General features: G+C 40.8%; 17 protein-coding genes, 4 tRNA genes and 1 pseudogene. 3 read left to right on the forward strand and 19 right to left on the reverse strand.

Annotation, left to right across the window (positions count from 1 at the left end):
• Positions 1–71: 71 nt before the first annotated feature.
• The 19 genes and pseudogenes from ACGEDC_RS05175 to orn all read right to left on the reverse strand — a co-directional run bounded on the left by ACGEDC_RS05175 (position 72) and on the right by orn (position 15482).
• Positions 72–545, reverse strand: a complete 474-nt coding sequence (locus ACGEDC_RS05175; RefSeq protein WP_055024954.1) for a ClpXP protease specificity-enhancing factor — start codon at positions 543–545, stop codon at positions 72–74.
• Positions 545–1174 (reverse strand): stringent starvation protein SspA, encoded by a 630-nt coding sequence (sspA, locus tag ACGEDC_RS05180; protein ID WP_055024955.1) that lies wholly within the window; start codon positions 1172–1174, stop codon positions 545–547. The genes ACGEDC_RS05175 and sspA overlap by 1 nt, the downstream gene beginning before the upstream one ends.
• A 95-nt stretch (positions 1175–1269) precedes the next feature.
• Positions 1270–2013, reverse strand: coding sequence for a cytochrome c1 (locus ACGEDC_RS05185; RefSeq protein WP_055024956.1), 744 nt, complete (start codon positions 2011–2013; stop codon positions 1270–1272).
• Positions 2013–3227: a cytochrome b gene (locus ACGEDC_RS05190; protein WP_055024957.1), complete on the reverse strand. Its 1215-nt coding sequence runs from the start codon at positions 3225–3227 to the stop codon at positions 2013–2015. The genes ACGEDC_RS05185 and ACGEDC_RS05190 overlap by 1 nt, the downstream gene beginning before the upstream one ends.
• Positions 3227–3817: a ubiquinol-cytochrome c reductase iron-sulfur subunit gene (petA, locus tag ACGEDC_RS05195; RefSeq protein WP_055024958.1), complete on the reverse strand. Its 591-nt coding sequence runs from the start codon at positions 3815–3817 to the stop codon at positions 3227–3229. Before petA ends, ACGEDC_RS05190 begins: the two co-directional genes overlap by 1 nt.
• Before the next feature lie 396 nt (positions 3818–4213).
• Positions 4214–5104, reverse strand: coding sequence for a protease modulator HflC (gene hflC / locus ACGEDC_RS05200; protein WP_055024959.1), 891 nt, complete (start codon positions 5102–5104; stop codon positions 4214–4216).
• 3 nt (positions 5105–5107) lie between these two features.
• A complete protein-coding gene (gene hflK / locus ACGEDC_RS05205) occupies positions 5108–6265 on the reverse strand; it encodes an FtsH protease activity modulator HflK (RefSeq protein WP_394496902.1) in 1158 nt (385 codons plus the stop codon).
• Between the two features lie 33 nt (positions 6266–6298).
• Positions 6299–7618 carry a ribosome rescue GTPase HflX gene (hflX, locus tag ACGEDC_RS05210; RefSeq protein ID WP_080916805.1) on the reverse strand — a complete coding sequence of 440 codons (1320 nt, stop codon included), beginning with the start codon at positions 7616–7618 and terminating at the stop codon, positions 6299–6301.
• Between the two features lie 19 nt (positions 7619–7637).
• Positions 7638–7907, reverse strand: a complete 270-nt coding sequence (gene hfq, locus ACGEDC_RS05215) for an RNA chaperone Hfq (protein ID WP_055024962.1) — start codon at positions 7905–7907, stop codon at positions 7638–7640.
• Between the two features lie 89 nt (positions 7908–7996).
• Positions 7997–8923: a tRNA (adenosine(37)-N6)-dimethylallyltransferase MiaA gene (gene miaA, locus ACGEDC_RS05220; RefSeq protein WP_082420008.1), complete on the reverse strand. Its 927-nt coding sequence runs from the start codon at positions 8921–8923 to the stop codon at positions 7997–7999.
• A complete protein-coding gene (gene mutL, locus ACGEDC_RS05225; protein ID WP_394496906.1) occupies positions 8910–10853 on the reverse strand; it encodes a DNA mismatch repair endonuclease MutL in 1944 nt (647 codons plus the stop codon). Before mutL ends, miaA begins: the two co-directional genes overlap by 14 nt.
• Position 10854: 1 nt before the next feature.
• Positions 10855–12161: pseudogene (locus ACGEDC_RS05230) on the reverse strand (N-acetylmuramoyl-L-alanine amidase).
• A gap of 16 nt (positions 12162–12177) precedes the next feature.
• A complete protein-coding gene (gene tsaE, locus ACGEDC_RS05235) occupies positions 12178–12564 on the reverse strand; it encodes a tRNA (adenosine(37)-N6)-threonylcarbamoyltransferase complex ATPase subunit type 1 TsaE (protein WP_394496909.1) in 387 nt (128 codons plus the stop codon).
• 241 nt (positions 12565–12805) lie between these two features.
• On the reverse strand, positions 12806–13261 hold the full coding sequence (locus tag ACGEDC_RS05240) for a hypothetical protein (protein WP_055024974.1): 456 nt from the start codon (positions 13259–13261) through the stop codon (positions 12806–12808).
• 1039 nt (positions 13262–14300) lie between these two features.
• A tRNA-Gly gene (locus ACGEDC_RS05245) sits at positions 14301–14376 on the reverse strand.
• A gap of 23 nt (positions 14377–14399) precedes the next feature.
• Positions 14400–14475, reverse strand: a tRNA-Gly gene (locus ACGEDC_RS05250).
• A gap of 92 nt (positions 14476–14567) precedes the next feature.
• Positions 14568–14643, reverse strand: a tRNA-Gly gene (locus tag ACGEDC_RS05255).
• 91 nt (positions 14644–14734) lie between these two features.
• Positions 14735–14810: transfer RNA gene (locus ACGEDC_RS05260), tRNA-Gly, on the reverse strand.
• A 126-nt stretch (positions 14811–14936) separates the two neighbouring features.
• Positions 14937–15482, reverse strand: coding sequence for an oligoribonuclease (orn, locus tag ACGEDC_RS05265; RefSeq protein WP_055023421.1), 546 nt, complete (start codon positions 15480–15482; stop codon positions 14937–14939).
• A gap of 113 nt (positions 15483–15595) precedes the next feature.
• Between orn and rsgA the strand changes: the two genes are divergently transcribed.
• From rsgA to ACGEDC_RS05280, 3 genes are all read left to right on the forward strand, one after another.
• Positions 15596–16651, forward strand: coding sequence for a small ribosomal subunit biogenesis GTPase RsgA (rsgA, locus tag ACGEDC_RS05270; protein ID WP_394496912.1), 1056 nt, complete (start codon positions 15596–15598; stop codon positions 16649–16651).
• Positions 16652–16713: 62 nt separating this feature from the next.
• The gene (gene asd / locus ACGEDC_RS05275) at positions 16714–17574 is read left to right on the forward strand and encodes an archaetidylserine decarboxylase (protein ID WP_055023423.1); all 861 of its coding nucleotides are present in this window, start codon (positions 16714–16716) and stop codon (positions 17572–17574) included.
• A 51-nt stretch (positions 17575–17625) separates the two neighbouring features.
• On the forward strand, positions 17626–18525 hold the full coding sequence (locus ACGEDC_RS05280; RefSeq protein WP_394498251.1) for a DMT family transporter: 900 nt from the start codon (positions 17626–17628) through the stop codon (positions 18523–18525).
• Positions 18526–18531: the final 6 nt, after the last annotated feature.

Raw genomic sequence — 18531 nt, forward strand, 5'->3', positions numbered from 1 at the left:
CAGTCTCTAGGGACTGGTTTTTTTATGAACTCATGGGCAATAAATAGCAAACACTGATATGTTAGATGCTATTACTTAACAACAGTTAAGTGAGCTCGCCCTTTTGGTTTTTCAGCTGTAACAGCAGGTTTTTCTTCTGTTGTTTCAGTTTTTTCTGTTGTTTCAACTGCAGAGAAAGAACGTGGCGGAGGCGTTGAATCTAAAGATTCATCTTCTGCCATGTAAGCATCTTCCATATCAAATACAGTGCCTGCACCATTTTCTCGAGCATAAATAGCAACGATAGACGCCATAGGTAAAACAACTTGCTGAGGTACACCACCAAAACGTGCATTAAATTCCACGAATTCATTAGTCATTTGTAGGTTTCCTACTGCACCACCTGCGATATTAAGAACAATTTGACCGTCCTTAACAAACTCTTGTGGTACCTGAGTCCCCGGTACAAATGCATCCACAACAACATGTGGGGTAAAGTGGTTGTCCATCAACCACTCATAATAAGCCCGCAACAAATATGGACGGTTAGGCGTAATCGCTTTCATTACATACCCATGCGCATTTCGCGCTCAACCTCAGTTAACGATGCTTTAAATGACTCACGCTCAAATATACGCGTCATATAAGCATGGATATCCTTAGATGTGCGAACATCTAAATTGATACCTAACTCAGGTAAACGCCATAATAGCGGGCCTAAGTAACAGTCAGCTAAACCAAACTCTTCACTCATGAAGTATGGCATTTCAGCAAATACTGGTGCTAATGCGACTAAACTATCAGTTAACTCTTTACGCGCAGCGTCAGCTTTATCACCTTTACGGATACGATCAACTAGTACATACCAGTCTGTATCAATACGGTGCATCATTAAGCGACTTTGACCACGTGCAACAGGGTAAACAGGCATTAATGGTGGATGAGGGAAACGCTCATCTAAATATTCCATAATAATGCGAGATTCATACAAAACTAATTCACGATCAACTAGAGTTGGTACTGAGTTGTATGGATTAACATCAAGTAACTCTTGAGGCTTCTCACTCGGTTCTACCTGCAAAACATCAACAGTTACACCTTTTTCAGCCAAGACGATACGTACTTGGTGGCTATATAAATCATCGGCACCCGAAAACAGTGTCATGATAGAGCGTTTGTTGGCAGCTACAGCCATTGTTACCCTCCAGAAAACGGAAAAAACAAAACAAACGAGGGGCTAAGCCCCTCGTTTAAAGTATGCGAATAATGTATTTTACCCGTTATTCGTGTCTAGTGCACATCTTTCCAGTATTCTTTCTTCAACAAGTAAGCAATGATGAAGAAAATAAACAAGAATCCGAGTACCCACCAACCTAAAGCTTCACGTTCAAGCTTCACTGGATCTGCAGAATATGCAAGGAAACCAGTAATATCACGTACAGCTTGATCATACTCTTCGGCATTTAATTTACCGCCAGTTGCAGGTTCAAGACCAACTAGCTTTTGTACTTCAACACCATTTTCTTCTACTGTTTTGTAGATAGGTGTTGAAATGCCTTGTAAATCTTCTAATACATGCGGCATACCCACTAGTGGGAATACGGTATTGTTTACGCCAAATGGACGGCTTTCATCTTTATAAAAACCTTTTAGATATGAGTAAACCCAATCCTGTCCACGTACACGAGCAACCAGTGTTAAATCAGGAGCGGCAGCACCGAACCACTTTGCAGCATCTTCAGGTGGAATTGCATTTTCCATCAACTCACCAATTTTAGCATCCGTAAACATATACTTTTCACGCATATCATCTACAGAAATACCTAGATCTTCAGCGACTCGTCCATAACGTTGATATTGAGTACTGTGACAGCCACTACAATATTGCTGGAACAAATTAAGACCACGTTCTAGCGACTCATTGTCATGAAGGTTGATTGCCTGCTCTGGACTCTTAACAAATTCATTGTTGCCACCTGCCGCTATTGCTAGCGTTGGTAACAATGCAACTAATGCAATTAATAACTTTTTCATTAGTGTGTCACCCTCGTAGGAACCGGTTTTGTTTTCTCATTTTTACTGTAAACCCACAGTGCCACGAAGAAACCAAAATAAGTAAGTGTAAAGATACGAGCTGCAATTGTTAACGTTGGTGTTGCTGGTACAGCACCTAAGTAACCCAGGATTAAGAAAGACACGGTAAACTGTGCGATATTAATCTTGTGTATTAAGCCACGGTAACGGATAGATTTAACTTTACAGCGATCTAACCAAGGAAGTACAAACAGTACCGCAATCGCAAGACCCATACCGACAACGCCTAATAGCTTGTCTGGAATCGCACGTAAAATTGCGTAAAACGGTGTGAAGTACCAAACCGGAGCAATATGTTCAGGGGTCTTCATTGGGTTAGCCGCTTCAAAGTTTGGCTTTTCAAGGAAGTAACCGCCACCTTCAGGCATAAAGAACAACACATAGCAGAACACGATTAAGAAACCGGCCACACCCATGATGTCTTTCACTGTGTAATAAGGGTGGAAAGGAATAGCATCAACTGGCCATCCGTTTTCATCTTTATTCTTCTTAACTTCAACACCATCTGGGTTGTTTGAACCCACTTCATGTAAAGCAATTAAGTGAAGGAAAACTAATACAACTAACACTAAAGGCAGTGCAATAACATGCAATGCAAAGAAACGGTTTAGTGTTGCACCTGAAACGACATAATCACCACGGATCCACAATGTCAGGTCATCACCAATAAATGGAATAGCACCAAACAATGAGATAATTACCTGCGCGCCCCAGTAAGACATTTGTCCCCAAGGTAGCAAGTAACCCATAAAGGCTTCAGCCATTAACACGAGGAAAATCAACATACCAAATAACCAAAGTAGCTCTCTGGGCTTTTGGTAAGAACCGTAGATTAAGCCACGGAACATATGAAGATAAACCACCACAAAGAAAGCAGAAGCTCCTGTGGAGTGCATGTAACGTAATAACCAGCCGTACTCAACATCACGCATGATGTATTCAACAGAAGCAAACGCACCTTCTGCAGTTGGTACATAATTCATTGTTAACCAAATACCAGTAAGCAACTGGTTAACTAAAACAAGCAATGCTAATGAACCAAAGAAATACCAAAAGTTGAAGTTCTTTGGTGTTGGATATTGACCAACGTGACGGTTATACGTCGCCGTCATTGGGATGCGAGCATCAATCCAATCAACAATATTCTTAACCATTACGCAGCTCCCGTATCTACACCGATAAGTACCGTGCCATCATCAACATATTGATGCGGAGGAACGACAAGGTTTAATGGTGCTGGAACACCCTGGAATACTCGGCCAGCCATATCAAACTTAGAACCATGACATGGACAGAAGAAACCAGCCGTAACACCTTCGACTTGCTCGCCAAAAGAATCAGGCAAGTACGTTGGCGAACAACCTAAGTGAGTACAGATACCTACAGCAATGAAGAACTCAGGCTTAATTGAACGTGCAGGGTTTGCTGCATATTCAGGCTGTTGTAATTCTTCAGAAGCAGGATCACGTAATTGCCCATCTAATTTAGGCAATTCACTTAAAATGGCATCAGTACGACGCACAACCCAAACAGGTTTACCACGCCATTCAACACGAATTAACTGGCCTGGCTCTACTTTACTAATATTTACTTCAACCGGTGCACCTGCAGCTTTCGCTTTAGCGCTCGGATTCCATGACTTGATAAAAGGCACCGCTACAGCGACGGCACCAGCTCCGCCTACTACGGCGGTTGCGGCTGTCAGGAATCTGCGGCGTCCGGTATCGACTGGCGCATTGCTCATCCACTTATCTCCCAGAGGGTGTTGGAATTCTTATATTTTAATAACTTAGCAACATTAGAATCACTAATCGCTAAATCTATACTTTGAGGCGGGGCTCATTATAGCGAAAAATTAGAACCAGATCATAGTAAAACACACAACTAAGTTACGGGAATTGTATGTTTTTTTTATGGCGTACAAAAAACACACAGCCTTTTTAACGCATTTTTGACATTAAATGCAGGAGTGATTTTTATAAGTTATTGTTAATGAATAATTTTTAATGAAATACTTTCAATCTAAATTAGTTATAACTGATCAAGCTAACTAAAGCAGAGAAAATCAATTTTTTTCAATGAAAAACGCTAGACATAAAAAAACCCGGCACAAACCGGGTTTTTTATCAGATTTCAGTATTTATTTACCGTCAATCGATTTCATATATTTGAAGAAATCGCTATCAGGTTCTAATACCATTACGTCACTGTTGCCTGCGAAACTTTCTTTGTAAGCTTCAAGGCTACGTAAAAAACCATAAAATTCAGGATCTTTATTGAATGCATCTGCATAAATTTTAGCAGAAAGTGCATCACCTTCACCTCGAATAGTTAACGCTTTACGTTCAGCTTCTGCAACTTTAACAGTTACATCAGCATCAATTGTGGCGCGAATAATTTCAGATTGCTCTTTACCTTGTGCACGATGCTCTTTAGCAACAGCTTGTCGCTCGGCACGCATACGCTGGAAGATACTGCTACTGACGTTTGCTGGTAAGTTAATTTGCTTAACTCGCACATCAACTACTTCAATACCTAGATCACGAGAGCTTTCTGATGCATTCTCTAATGCATCATTTTGCAGTTCATCACGCTTACCAGAAACAATCTCTTTAATGGTACGACGACCAAATTCAGTACGTAAATCGTTATTGATTTTACGTTGAAGTAGATCTTCTGCAGTCACTTTATTACCGCCACCAGTAGATAGGTAGAAAGTTTCAAAGTCACTAATACGCCATTTAACGTATGAATCAACCATCAGATCTTTCTTTTCAGAAGTCACAAAACGGTCTGCAGCGCCATCTAAGGTTTGGATACGCGCATCAAGATACTTAACTTTATCAATCGCTGGGATTTTAAAGTGAAGTCCTGGCTTAAGTACACGAGTTACCGAATTACCGTCGACATTATCTTTTAGAATTTCACCAAATCGAGAAACAATGGCACGTTCACCTTCGTTCACAATCATCACAGATGAAAAACCAATACCAAGAATAATAACGAGTATTATAAGTCCTAATCTACCCATGAGTTAGTCCCTCCCTTGGCGAGAACGAGCTTCGCGAGTTGGACGGCCATCAAGCGGCATCGATGAATTAAACGAGTTATTTGACGGTGTGTTAACGTGTGTTTCAACAACAGGCTCAACCGCAGTACGTTTAGTTTGGTTATCCATCATTTTATCTAACGGTAAATACATCAAATTACCATTGTTCTTGGTATCAATAAGTACCTTGTTGGTGTCAACCATGACTTCTTGCATTGCATCTAGGTATAGACGCTTACGAGTCACTTCTGGAGCCATTTGATATTCAGGTAGCAACTGTTCAAATCGAGCTACTTTACCTTCAGCTTCTAGGACTTCACGTTGTTTGTAAGCACTTGCTTGCTGTGCCATACGCTCAACTTGACCACGAGCTTTAGGCTCAATTTCACGTGCATAAGCTTCTGCTTCACGAATGAAACGTTGCTCATCCTCTTGCGCAGAAATAGCATCATCAAATGCGTCTTTCACTTCTTCAGGTGGACGTGCAGGTAAGAAGTTGACATCTTGAATCGATAAACCAAGTTGATACGGCTCAAGAATACGCTCAAGTTCAGCCCAAGTATCACGACGAATTGCATCACGACCCGTTGTCAAGATGTCATCCATAGTGTTATGACCGATGACATAACGCAATGCACTGTCCGTAGCTTCACTTAAACTAGCATTAGCGTCTACAGCACTGAATAGATACAAGTATGCATCGTCAACACGATACTGTACGTCTAGTTCAACTTTTACTAAGTTTTCATCAGACGTTAACATGCTGCCAGAAGCAGGGATCGAACGAACAGCTTTAATATTTACAGGGAAAACTTCGTCAATAAACGTGGCTTTCCAATGTAAACCTGGCCCAACTTCGCCAGAATGCTGACCGAAACGTAAGGTGACCCCACGTTCAGCTTCTTTAATGGTGTAAAAACCTGAAGCGCCCCACACTAATAAACCAATAACTAAAACAACAATAATGCTGGTTGAGTTAAATGAAGGACTTGACGATCCACCTGAACCACCTTTCCCACCGCCAAAGCGTTTAGAAAGATTACGAAATACTTCGTCTAGATCTGGTGGGCCTTTGTCGTTACCGTTTTTGTTTCCCCAAGGGTCTTTATCTTTTCCCTTGTTACCGGGCTCATTCCAAGCCATTTAGCACTCCATAAGTGGATGAAATAAATGTTATTAGCAAGTAACGCTTACATCAGAGTCTTCTTGTGAAGTCTCAAATATAAACGTTTCTAATTCGCCTTGACTCTGTTTTGTTAATCGACGCCAATTGGCATCCGATAAACGAACAGACAAAATACAGTTCCCCAGATCGTCGTACTCTTTCTGCTGTATCGCGTCCAGTCGATAAAACTGACCAAGATAATGCCCAGCCGTAGCTGGTATTTTCAATGTATGCTCTACAATGACTTCACCGATATGCTCGTTGACAGCCTGCAGCAGCAATTCAAATCCAATTTGTTTTTGGGCAGATACCCAAACTCGTTCAGGCATCCCCTCATCGTCATAGTCGATGCGAGGCACGAAGTCTTCCAGTAAGTCGATTTTATTACAAACCACCAACTGTGGAATAGTATCTGCTTCAATTTCTTCAAGTACATTTTGAACTTGATCAAAATTTTCCGTCATATTCTCATCAGCACAATCAACAACATGCAATAACAAGTCAGCTTGTCGAGTTTCTTGCAGTGTGGCTTTAAAAGCTGCGACTAAGTCATGAGGTAAATGACGAATAAACCCAACAGTATCCGCTAAGATAACGGCACCGTCAGGCAGGTCGAGTTTACGCAGAGTCGGATCAAGTGTTGCGAACAATTGATCTGCTGCATAAACTTCAGAAGTTGTCAGCGCATTAAACAAAGTCGATTTCCCAGCATTGGTATACCCTACCAATGACACAGTGGATAAATCACTGCGTTTACGGGAACGACGGCTTTGTTCACGCTGTTTGTCTACTTTTTCAAGGCGACGGTTGATACTCTTGATGCGTCCACGAAGTAAACGTCTATCAGTTTCGAGCTGGGTTTCACCCGGCCCCCTCATACCAATACCACCTTTTTGTCTCTCTAAGTGAGTCCAACCACGAATAAGGCGTGTCGACATGTGGCGCAATTGCGCTAGCTCCACTTGCAACTTACCTTCGTGTGTTCTCGCTCGTTGAGCAAAAATATCTAAAATCAGTGCTGTCCGGTCTAATACGCGGCATTCACATATTTGTTCTAAATTTCTTTCTTGTGCAGGGCTTAAAGCATGATTAAAAATCACTACATTCGCTTCAGTAGCAGCTACCATGGCAGCTAGCTCTTCAACTTTACCTGTACCAACAAAAAACTTTCGATCCGGTGAACGTCGACTTCCGGTAATAACACCAACAGAGCGTGCACCTGCTGATTCGACTAATAATTGTAACTCGGTTATGTCTTCTCTGCGGTCGTCATCAGAAAAGTCAATGTGAACAAGCACCGCGGTTTCACCCGCTTCATAGCGATCAAACAAGTAGCAAACTCCTTAAATATTATTCTGATGCAGGCGCTTCATCGTGCTGAGTATAACCAGCTTGAGTACCTTGAGTCGCCACATTGAATGGACGAGCTGGTACAACAGTTGAAATAGCGTGCTTGTAAACCATTTGGCTCACTGTATTTTTTAGCAAAATAACGAATTGGTCGAATGACTCAACTTGTCCTTGCAACTTAATACCATTCACTAAGTAGATTGAGACTGGTACACGTTCACGACGCAAAGCGTTCAAAAATGGGTCTTGTAAAGATTGCCCCTTAGCCATTTCAATTTCCTTTTTTATATTTTCAAAACAAATTTTTTGAATAATGTTTTATTGTTTAGTTTGAGTATTATACAGCAGCAGCGATTAATCTAGCCTGAATGTTGTATAAGTGTAACTAAATTTCCTTTGGCACCACTTTCGAGCCAATGTAAATCTGGCCAGCTTCTCAACCATGTTAATTGACGTTTCGCCAATTGCCTAGTGGCAGCAGTGGCTTTTTCTACCAAAGTATCACGATCAAATTCACCGTCTAAATATTGCCAGCATTGTCGATATCCGACACAGCGCATGGATGGCATGTCTAAATGTAAATCGCCTCGCTCTTTTAATCGCTGAACTTCTTCAATAAACCCTTGTTGCATCATTAGTTTAAATCGTTTTGCGATTAATTCATGTAATACTTTTCTATCAAGTGGTGCAATAGCGAATTGCACCACATCATAAGGTAAAGCCGGTGACTTAGTTGCACTCAACTCAGTCATGGTTTTACCTGTTATTCTGTAAACCTCTAAAGCACGAGATAATCGTTGTGGATCATTAGGGTGAATACGCTCACCAGCCACAGGGTCAATATCACATAACTGTTGATGTAATAAATCCCAACCATGGGTTTCGGCCTCGGCTAAGATTTGTGCTCTAATCGCTTCATCAGCAGCAGGTAAAGGAGATAAACCTTCAAGTAGTGCTTTAAAGTACATCATTGTTCCGCCCACCAATAATGGGGTTTTACCACGGGCAATGATCTGTTCAATCTCGTGCAGTGCATCACGTCTAAAGTCGGCAGCCGAATAGGACTCACTCGGGTCTAAAATGTCGATAAGACGATGTGGTGCTAATGCAAGTTCATCGGCATCAGGTTTTGCAGAACCAATATCCATCTGCCGATAAATCAACGCAGAATCAACTGAGATAATTTCACAGTTATGGTGCTGCGCCATCTCTATGGCTAAAGCGGTTTTGCCTGAGGCTGTTGGCCCCATTAAAAACAATACTTTGGGTTGTTTAGCTTGGTTCACTTTTATTCTCTTCTAGCCAAGTTTGCCACGGTAAAGATTGTGCTGTTGATAATAACGCAGCTTGTTGTTCATCACTTAACTGACAATACTGTTGCCATAATTGCGATGCAGAAAGAAAAGCTGACTTTTGATGCTGAGCAATCCATAACGCTAACGCTTCGTCGGTAGGCGTATCAGCTTTAATCCATTGAAGTAATTCTGGGATTAATACGGCTAACTGGCTATCTCTTAGATATGGGGGCACATTCTTAATTATCAACTGTTGGTAGCGAATTGAAAGGGTTAAACCCAGTTTTCTTAGTAAGATATCTCGCTCAACAAGTAACTCTTTCCAATCTACATCAGCTTGAATTGACACAGGCATGAGTAAAGGTTGCCCTACCAACCCGGTTTTCAACTTTTTGAATATTTCATTTTTAGCAACAATAACAGAAACTTGGACTATATCGACCAATAATAATTCCTGTTCTTTTACCACGACCCAATAACGGCCATCAAGTAGCTGAGGCATGGTAGAAACCGCTGAAATATTAACTTCATTAATTTGTGTTAATGAGCTATTTTCATGTTCTGTTTGCAGTAATTGACCATAGTTAGCAATTGCTGTTGGGGTTATCTCCGCTGAATCGACTGCTTTTGAACCACCACCGCCATATTGCCCGCCACTATTTTGATAGCCTTGAGCTGGTACTGAGACACTGCCATATTGACTTCGACTTTGCTCTCGAGGTTGATGCTGAACAGCTGATTGTTGCTGCTCTATTTCTGACAAATACGAACTTGCCTGAGAACCTGTGTGTTGCTGAACAGGCTTTGATGACGACACTTGATTGACCGGTAATGAATGAATGCCATCAACATGAGTAAAAGCGGTGTCGCTACTATGAATGCGATTATCGTTATTTCGATCATTGCTTTCATGTGACAATTGTAATTCTGTAATTTGCTGCAGCACAGATTGTAAAGCTTGCAAGATAAAGTCATGAACCAACCGACTTTGATGAAATCTCACCTCATGTTTTGCAGGATGCACATTCACATCGACTTGATGAGGATCAATCTCAAGCATCAATACATAACCAGGTTGATGCTGAATATCAAAACGTCCAAAAGCTTGTTTGACTGCATGATTTACTAAGCGATCACGTACCAATCGGCCATTCACATAAAAATAAAAGCTATCGGTCACCTGTGTATCACTTGGCGCTTGTAAATATCCGCTTAAACTCAAACCGTCATGTTCACAAGCCAAGTGCAAGGCATGTTCAGCAAAACAGCGACCACAAATTTGTCCTAACCGTTGTTTATACTGTATTTCAGTATTCGCAGGGCGATACTGACGTATTAGTTTACCATTATGAGTTAAGGTAAAATGTACATCGGTTCTCGCAATGGCAATCCGCTTCAGCCATTCATCGATATGAGTAAACTCAGTTTTATCACTCTTTAAAAAACGCCGTCTCGCTGGCGTATTAAAAAATAAATCGACGACATCAATTGTTGTACCAATTGGATGAGCTGCAGGAGTAATTTTGACATCCATTTGCGAGCCAGCCGCATTGGCTTGCCAAGCTTCGGTTTGGTCTGCAGGCTTAGATGTTAGGCTGAGTCTAGCAACAGAGCTAATACTGGCTAATGCCTCGCCACGAAACCCAAAACTTAAAATAGCTTCTAGATCATCAAGAGAATGTACTTTTGAGGTAGCGTGGCGAGAAAGCGCCAACGCAAGCTCCGCCTTGGCAATACCTTTGCCATTATCGCGAATTCGAATGAGTTTACTGCCACCTTTATCGATTTCGATATCAACACGGGTTGCACCTGCATCTAAGCTGTTTTCTACCAACTCTTTAACAACTGATGCAGGTCTTTCAACCACTTCACCTGCAGCAATTTGGTTGGCAAGTTGTGGAGGAAGAATTTGAATAGCCATTTTACGCCCTCGGAATAACCAGCTTTTGGCCAATTCTTAATACATCGGACTTTAAGTTATTACTTTTTTGATACTCGCCACACTGACTTTATAGCGCTGGGCAATCACTGAAAGTGACTCGCCACTTCTGACGGTATGTTTAACATTACTTTGCTTGGCAAAAATGGTGCCTGAAGGGGGATTAGCCTCAAAATAGTTAACCACACCTTTGTGAATAGCGTTGGCTAATTTTTGTTGATGGTTTCCATCAAGCAATAATCGCTCTTCTTTAGGGTTTGAAATAAAGCCCGTTTCAATCAAAATTGAAGGGATATCTGTCGACTTTAATACTGCGAAACTGGCCGACTCAGGCTTATTTTTATGCAGCTTTGTGACTTTACCTAACCCAGCAAGAATATCGGTCGCAATACTGTGACTTTCAGCCATTGAATGATCCATAGACATATCAATCAAGGTCATAACCAAATACTGCTCACTGTCAGTGTTTTGAATAATATCGCCTACACCGCCTAATAATTCTGAATGTTTTTCTTTATCCTCAAATACCCGACCGATTTCAGTATTGGCTCGTCGCTTAGACAGAACCCACACAGAGGCGCCCTTAGGTTGAGGTGAAGTGAATGCATCTGCATGAATAGATAGTAATAAGTCTGCACGGCTATTTCGCGCAAGTTCTGAGCGCTGATTTAAGTTAACAAAGTAATCGCCACTGCGGGTCATCACCGCTTTCATGCCCGGTGTTTCATTAATTTTGCGTGCAAGCCGTTTAGAAATGGCTAAAACAACCTTTTTCTCATAAGTCCCTTTAGGGCCTATTGAGCCAGGATCTTCACCACCGTGACCCGCATCAATTGCGACAATCACATCTTTTGAACGCTTACTGGTTTGAACTACCTGTTTTTTAGCAGCGGGTTTATTGGCTGAGTTATCGAGATCAACAACCAAGCGATTTCCATATGGCGCAGTTGGCGTCAGCGAAAACAAATTAGCTTTAACAGGAGATGCCAATTCGAGGACTAAGCGTAATGTACCAGCTTTAGGAGGCTTACTTAAACGGACTTTATTAATCAATTTGCTGTTTTTAGCAATATCATCAAACTTAACCTTGGTAGAGGCTTGCTTTAAATCAATCACTAAGCGCTGAGGATTAGACAATGAAAAATAACTGTAATCAGGTGCTTGGGATAAATCCAATACCACTCGAGTAGAGTCTGGTGCATCCCACACTCTAATACTATCTAATTTATTCGCTGCTTCTACAATTAACGAGAAGCCAAATAGCAATACAAAACTAAAAAATCGCGTCATTTTTCTCAAATCATTATTATTTTAATTTAGCGACAACTTGCTGCCCAGCAGGTGTCAACCCGTTTAACTCAACCTGTCTCTGTTCACCTTGATAACTCAAATGAATACTAATATCTGCATCAGGTAACAAACCATGGCCTCTATCTGGCCATTCAATAAGACTCAGGCTTTTTTCTGTAAAGTAATCTCGAATCCCCATAAACTCTAACTCTTCAGGGTCAAGCAATCGATACAAGTCAAAATGAAAAATATCTATCCCTTTTAACTCATACGGTTCAACAAGTGTATAAGTTGGGCTTTTAACATTGCCCTTGTGCCCCAAGCTTTGAATCAAACCACGGCTTAAGGTCGTTTTACCCGCGCCTAAATCTCCAGTTAAATAGATAACCAGTGGTGCACTCACCCACAGTGATAACTCATAACCTAGTTCAATTGTTGCTTGTTCATCTGGGAGATTTTTTTATCGAAGTCATGTTAACTTACCAGCACTTGGGGGATTAATCATATAAAAATGTCATCTTAATCAGAATAATGCACTCCGTGATTAATTGACGCAATGTAAACCGCTGAAAATAGTAAAGCCAGCTTGCTAGCTGGCTCTATTTAAAAATATTAACATAAAATCGAAATGGGAAAAATAACTGTTAGATATCATCCATTCGCAAAGCACTATGCACTAATCTTTTTTGCTGAGTTTGCTCAACTCTAACCAAATCAAGTAAAGCTTCTTTAATTTCGGTTACGGCAGTGCTATTTGCTGTTTTTTCCAATAATGCGATTAGACGGTTTTCAAGATCTAAATGAAGCTCCAACACATCATCTTCAGTCATATTTGCTGGTAGTAATGATTCATTACAACGTTTTTTGAAGTCTTCGAATGTAATATCTTTATACCATGTATCTAACATGCGGCTTGGCGCTTCATCGATATAATTTTCAATACTGTCATGAACATGCTGTTGATGCTGCTGAAGATATTCCAACATCATTTTCACTCGAGTCGAGTCTGCATTACGATGCAATTGGCCATAAAGTTGTTTCATGTCTAAGCGTGATTTAGCTATAAAATCAAGCAACTCACTTAGTTGTTGGATACGCATAATAAACACTCCACTCATAACTGCTCTGTCAGCAGTTTTTAGAATTAATTTGTAAAAGCTTGTATTTATTATGGTTGAAAATAAAAAGGAATACTTGAGCAAGCTCATATTTTACATATAAAAGACAGGTAAATTAGACAATGCAAATAAACAAAGTGTCTCTGCTAAATATGAGGCACTATTAAACAAGTGACCAAATAGGTGGCATAAATGCGCTATTTACGTCTAAAAAAGCTTGATGTTGCATCAATCAAATACCGATCACTTTACAGGTTAAAGCATTAATTCATTTTTGTTTGTAGATAAGCACTGGAATTTTTAAGAAGCGAAATTTTGGCGCGACTTAATGTTTTCAAAAGGAGTGGTTCGAACTGATGACCTATACCTTGGCAACAAAAAAGGTATCTCTATGCTAAAAGCGCAACAGAGCTATTTTTATTTGAACATTGTGCTTGGAAACTTTACCTAGAATAGATAGCTTGGAATAGATTGCTTGAAATATACAGATGAGGGAAGTTTGGAGCGACCTAAGTTTTCAAAAGGAGTGGTTCGAACTGATGACCTATACCTTGGCAACAAGAAGGTATCACTACGCTAAAAGCTCAACTGAGCTATTTTCTATTTGGACATTTTACTTGGAAACTTTACCTGGAATAGATAGCTTGGAATACACAGATGGGGGAAGTTTGGAGCGACCTAATGTTTTCAAAAAGAGTGGTTCGAACTGATGACCTATACCTTGGCAACAAGAAGGTATCACTACGCTAAAAGCGCAACTGAGCTATTTTTATTTGGACATTGTGCTTGGAAATTTTACCTAGAATATATTGCTTGGAATAGATTGCTTTGAGTATACAGATGGGGAAAGTTTGGAGCGACTTAATGTTTTCAAAAAGAGTGGTTCGAACTGATAACCTATACCTTGGCAACAAGAAGGTACCACTACGCTAAAAGCGCAACTGAGCTATTTTTATTTGGACATTGTGCTTGGAAACTTTACTTGGAATAAATTGCTTGAAATACACAGATGGAGGAAGTTTGGAGCGACATATCAGGTTCGAACTGATGACCTATACCTTGGCAAGGTATCGCTCTACCAACTGAGCTAATGTCGCCTTACAAAACTTGCTATTGAAATTGGAGCGACATATCAGGTTCGAACTGATGACCTATACCTTGGCAAGGTATCGCTCTACCAACTGAGCTAATGTCGCATCTTGTTACGTTATCAACACATTTGGCAAGGTATCGTTTGAGCCAGAGCCAACTGAGCTAATGTCGCATCTATATTTCAATTTTTAAAATTTGGAGCGACATATCAGGTTCGAACTGATGACCTATACCTTGGCAAGGTATCGCTCTACCAACTGAGCTAATGTCGCATCTTGTTGCGTTATCAACACATTTGGCAAGGTATCGTTTAAACCAAAGCCAACTGAGCTTATATCGCATTTCAAATTTTATATTGAAAATTGGAGCGACATATCAGGTTCGAACTGATGACCTATACCTTGGCAAGGTATCGCTCTACCAACTGAGCTAATGTCGCATCTTGGTGCTGCAATTTTCAATCTTCAACTTCATTCAGCAATGAATCTTGCTGTAAAAAGTTGAGGCCGCATTATATGTAATATTCACTACACTGCAACCCCTAATTTAAAAAAAGTTCGTTTGCTTAAATTTTAAATACTTCTTGGCGATAAAACTGCAATTCAGCAATGGATTCCTTGATATCTTCCAATGCTTGATGGGTATTCTTCTTACTAAAGCCTTTCATTACTTCAGGCTTCCAACGATTAGTCAGCTCTTTAATTGTGCTCACATCGATATTGCGATAATGGAAGAAATCCTCTAATTCAGGCATGTATTTATTTAAGAAACGGCGATCTTGACCAATGCTGTTACCACACATAGGCGACGCGCCTTTCGGAACATATTGCTCTAAAAACTCAATCGTGGCTTTAATTACATCTTCTTCAGAATATTGACTGTTTTTAACACGTTCAATCAATCCGGATTCACCATGATGCTTTTGATTCCAATCATCCATGCCATTAAGCACGTCATCAGATTGATGAACTGCCATCACTGGGCCTTGAGCAATTATATTCAATTCTTGATCTGTCACTATCGTCGCAATTTCAATAATTCGATCGACACTGGGCTCTAAACCCGTCATTTCTAAATCAACCCAAATCAGATTACTCGAGTTTACAGCCATAATATCTGCCTTATTCCGTCAAAAGCCCTAAATTCAGGCTTTTTTATTAAAGAGGGTGTATCATACTGTTTTTTTATACGACAAAAAAACACCTAATTAATGAAGATTCGCCTGTGAGTAAAAAGAAACCGCTAAGCCAAAGTCAAAAGCGCCGAATGCGCGACAATCAAAGTAAACGCCTTAAGCGTAAAGACAAACCTGATACGGCTAATGATTTACAGGATAGTCTACTTGGGCCAGAACAGCAGGGAATCGTAATTTCCCGTTTTGGTCAACATGCAGATATTGAAACTGAAGATGGCATCGTCGCCCGTTGTAACCTTCGCCGAAACATCACCAGTCTAGTGACAGGTGACAAGGTACTGGTGCGTCTTGCGACAGAAACCGATCGTGGTATTGGTGGCATTGTAGAAGCGGTTCATCCGCGCACATCTTCATTAACTCGCCCAGATTTATATGACGGCGTAAAAATCATCGCGGCCAACATTGATCAAATACTGATTGTTTCTTCAATATTGCCGAGTTTTACGACTCAAATTATCGACCGCTATTTAGTTGCCGCAGAAGACACTGAAATTCCACCTGTCATCATTCTTAATAAAATGGATTTATTAAATGATGATAACCGAGAAGAAGTCGAACTGGCTCTTGATCGATATCGGCAAATTGGTTATCCAGTCTACATGGTGAGCAGCCATACAGGTGAAGGGGTCGAGCAAATTAAATCCCTTCTGTCTGATAAAATCAGTGTGTTTGCTGGTCAATCAGGTGTAGGGAAATCATCCCTTATTAATGCCTTGATGCCAGATGCTGATCTACAAGTAGGTGATGTTTCAGACAATTCCGGCCTTGGTCAACACACTACTACTACCGCAAAATTATTACATTTCGAAAGTGGTGGAGACTTAATCGACTCACCCGGTGTACGTGAATTTGCCTTGTGGCACTTGCCTGCTCCACGTGTTGGCTGGTGCTTTGTTGAATTCAGAGATTTTATCGGTACTTGCAAGTTTCGCGATTGTAAACACGGTAATGATCCCGGCTGCGCCTTGCAAGCCGCCTTAGCAGATGGGAAAATAACCGAAGATAGGTTTAATAACTATCACCGAATCATTGCTAGCCTTGACGAGCAACGTCACGCCAGACACTTTAGAGCGGACGATCTTTAATTCAGTATTGCTGAAAATGACTATTTACACTCAAGATAAAACTAACTAATAAGGGTATTCAATTGGATTCTGTTAAAATTGCTTTGCAATATATCTTACCTAAACATTTACTATCACGTTTAGTGGGTAAACTTGCAGCCGCTGAAGCGGGAGCAATTACCACCGCTGGTATCAAATGGTTTATCAAACAATATAAGATTGATATGTCAGAAGCTGCAGAAAGTGAGCCTGAAGCATACAAAACTTTCAATGCCTTTTTCACTCGCGCATTAAAACCTGGTTTACGCCCAATCGTTGCAGATGACAAAATCATCGCGCATCCTGTAGACGGTGCCGTAAGTCAATGTGGTCCAATTGAAGCAGGAAAAATTGTCCAAGCTAAAAACCATGATTACACCACACTTGCTCTATTAGGTGGTCAGCAAAAAGACGCTGAACGTTTTACTGGTGGTGACTTTGCGACGATTTACCTTGCACCAAAGGATTACCACCGAATCCATATGCCAATGACTGGCACTTTATCTAAAATGACTTACATTCCTGGTGAGTTGTTTTCAGTAAACCCATTAACAGCGCAAAATGTACCTGGGCTGTTTGCTCGCAACGAACGTGTCGTCGCTATTTTTGAAACTGAAGTAGGTCCATTAGCAATGGTGCTAGTAGGCGCAACAATTGTGGCCAGTATTGAAACCATTTGGGCAGGTACTGTTACCCCACCATGCGGCAAGCAAGTATTTACATGGGATTACCCAACTGAAGGACCAGAATCATTAACACTTGAAAAAGGTGCTGAAATGGGTCGCTTCAAATTAGGTTCAACTGTAGTCATGTTGTTTGGTCAAGATGCCATTGATACCTTTGCTGAAGGTGTTGAGCCAACCGAAACAACCCGTATGGGACAAGCTTTCGCACACCTCAAGTAAGCGAATCAGCACATAGTGACTGTAAAAGGCCCCGAAATGAGTGGAACATCAATGACCGCTCATTCAACTCAAAGCGGACTCATGCAGTTGCATATAGCCGTGTTACTTTTTGGTGGCACGGCGTTATTTTCTAAAATCATTCCTTTAAGTGCCCTCGATATTACCGTGCTTCGCTGCGCCATCGCTTTTTTTGTATTGGCTGCGATTGTAAAAGTTAACCAACAACGTTTGTTGCTTTCACATATTCAGGATTATTTTATTGCCTTAGGGCTTGGCGTATTAGTTAGCCTACACTGGGTCACTTATTTTGCCTCAATGCAGCTAGCTTCCGTCTCAATCGGGATGATTGCTTTTTTCACCTATCCGGTGATGACAGTCCTTGTCGAGCCAATTTTTAGTCAAAGTAGATTACGTAAGGTTGATGTTCTCTCTGGCATCGCTGTTTTAACTGGCGTAATCATGCTTATACCAGAGCCCAATTTAGAAAACGATGTTACCTTCGGTATTACTTTAGGGATTATCTCTGCTGCCTTGTTTACAGCTCGTAATATTTGCCATAAACAATATTTCTCTCGCTATAGCGGCCCCCAAGCCATGTTTTATCAAACCTTGATTGCCGTCATTATACTTGCACCATGGTTAGAAACCGATATCACATCAATTAGTGCAGATATTTGGTTATCTATTGTCGTCCTAGGGGTGTTTTTTACTGCTGCCCCACACGCATTATTTGCATCATCACTGCGAAGTCTAAGTGCTAAAACTGCTGGGCTAGTCTCATGCCTACAGCCCTTTTATGGCACCTTGTTAGCCATCATATTGCTCAATGAACAAGTGAATATCAATACAGTGATTGGCGGAATGATTATCTTGCTCACAGCAATCTTCGAAACTCTGCAAAATAACAAAAAAATAAAGCGTAAACTCAGGTTTTTGTTACCATTGTATTAGTCTCTC

The sequence above is a fragment of the Shewanella sp. ENK2 genome, from assembly GCF_043568515.1.
GTDB lineage: Bacteria > Pseudomonadota > Gammaproteobacteria > Enterobacterales > Shewanellaceae > Shewanella > Shewanella japonica.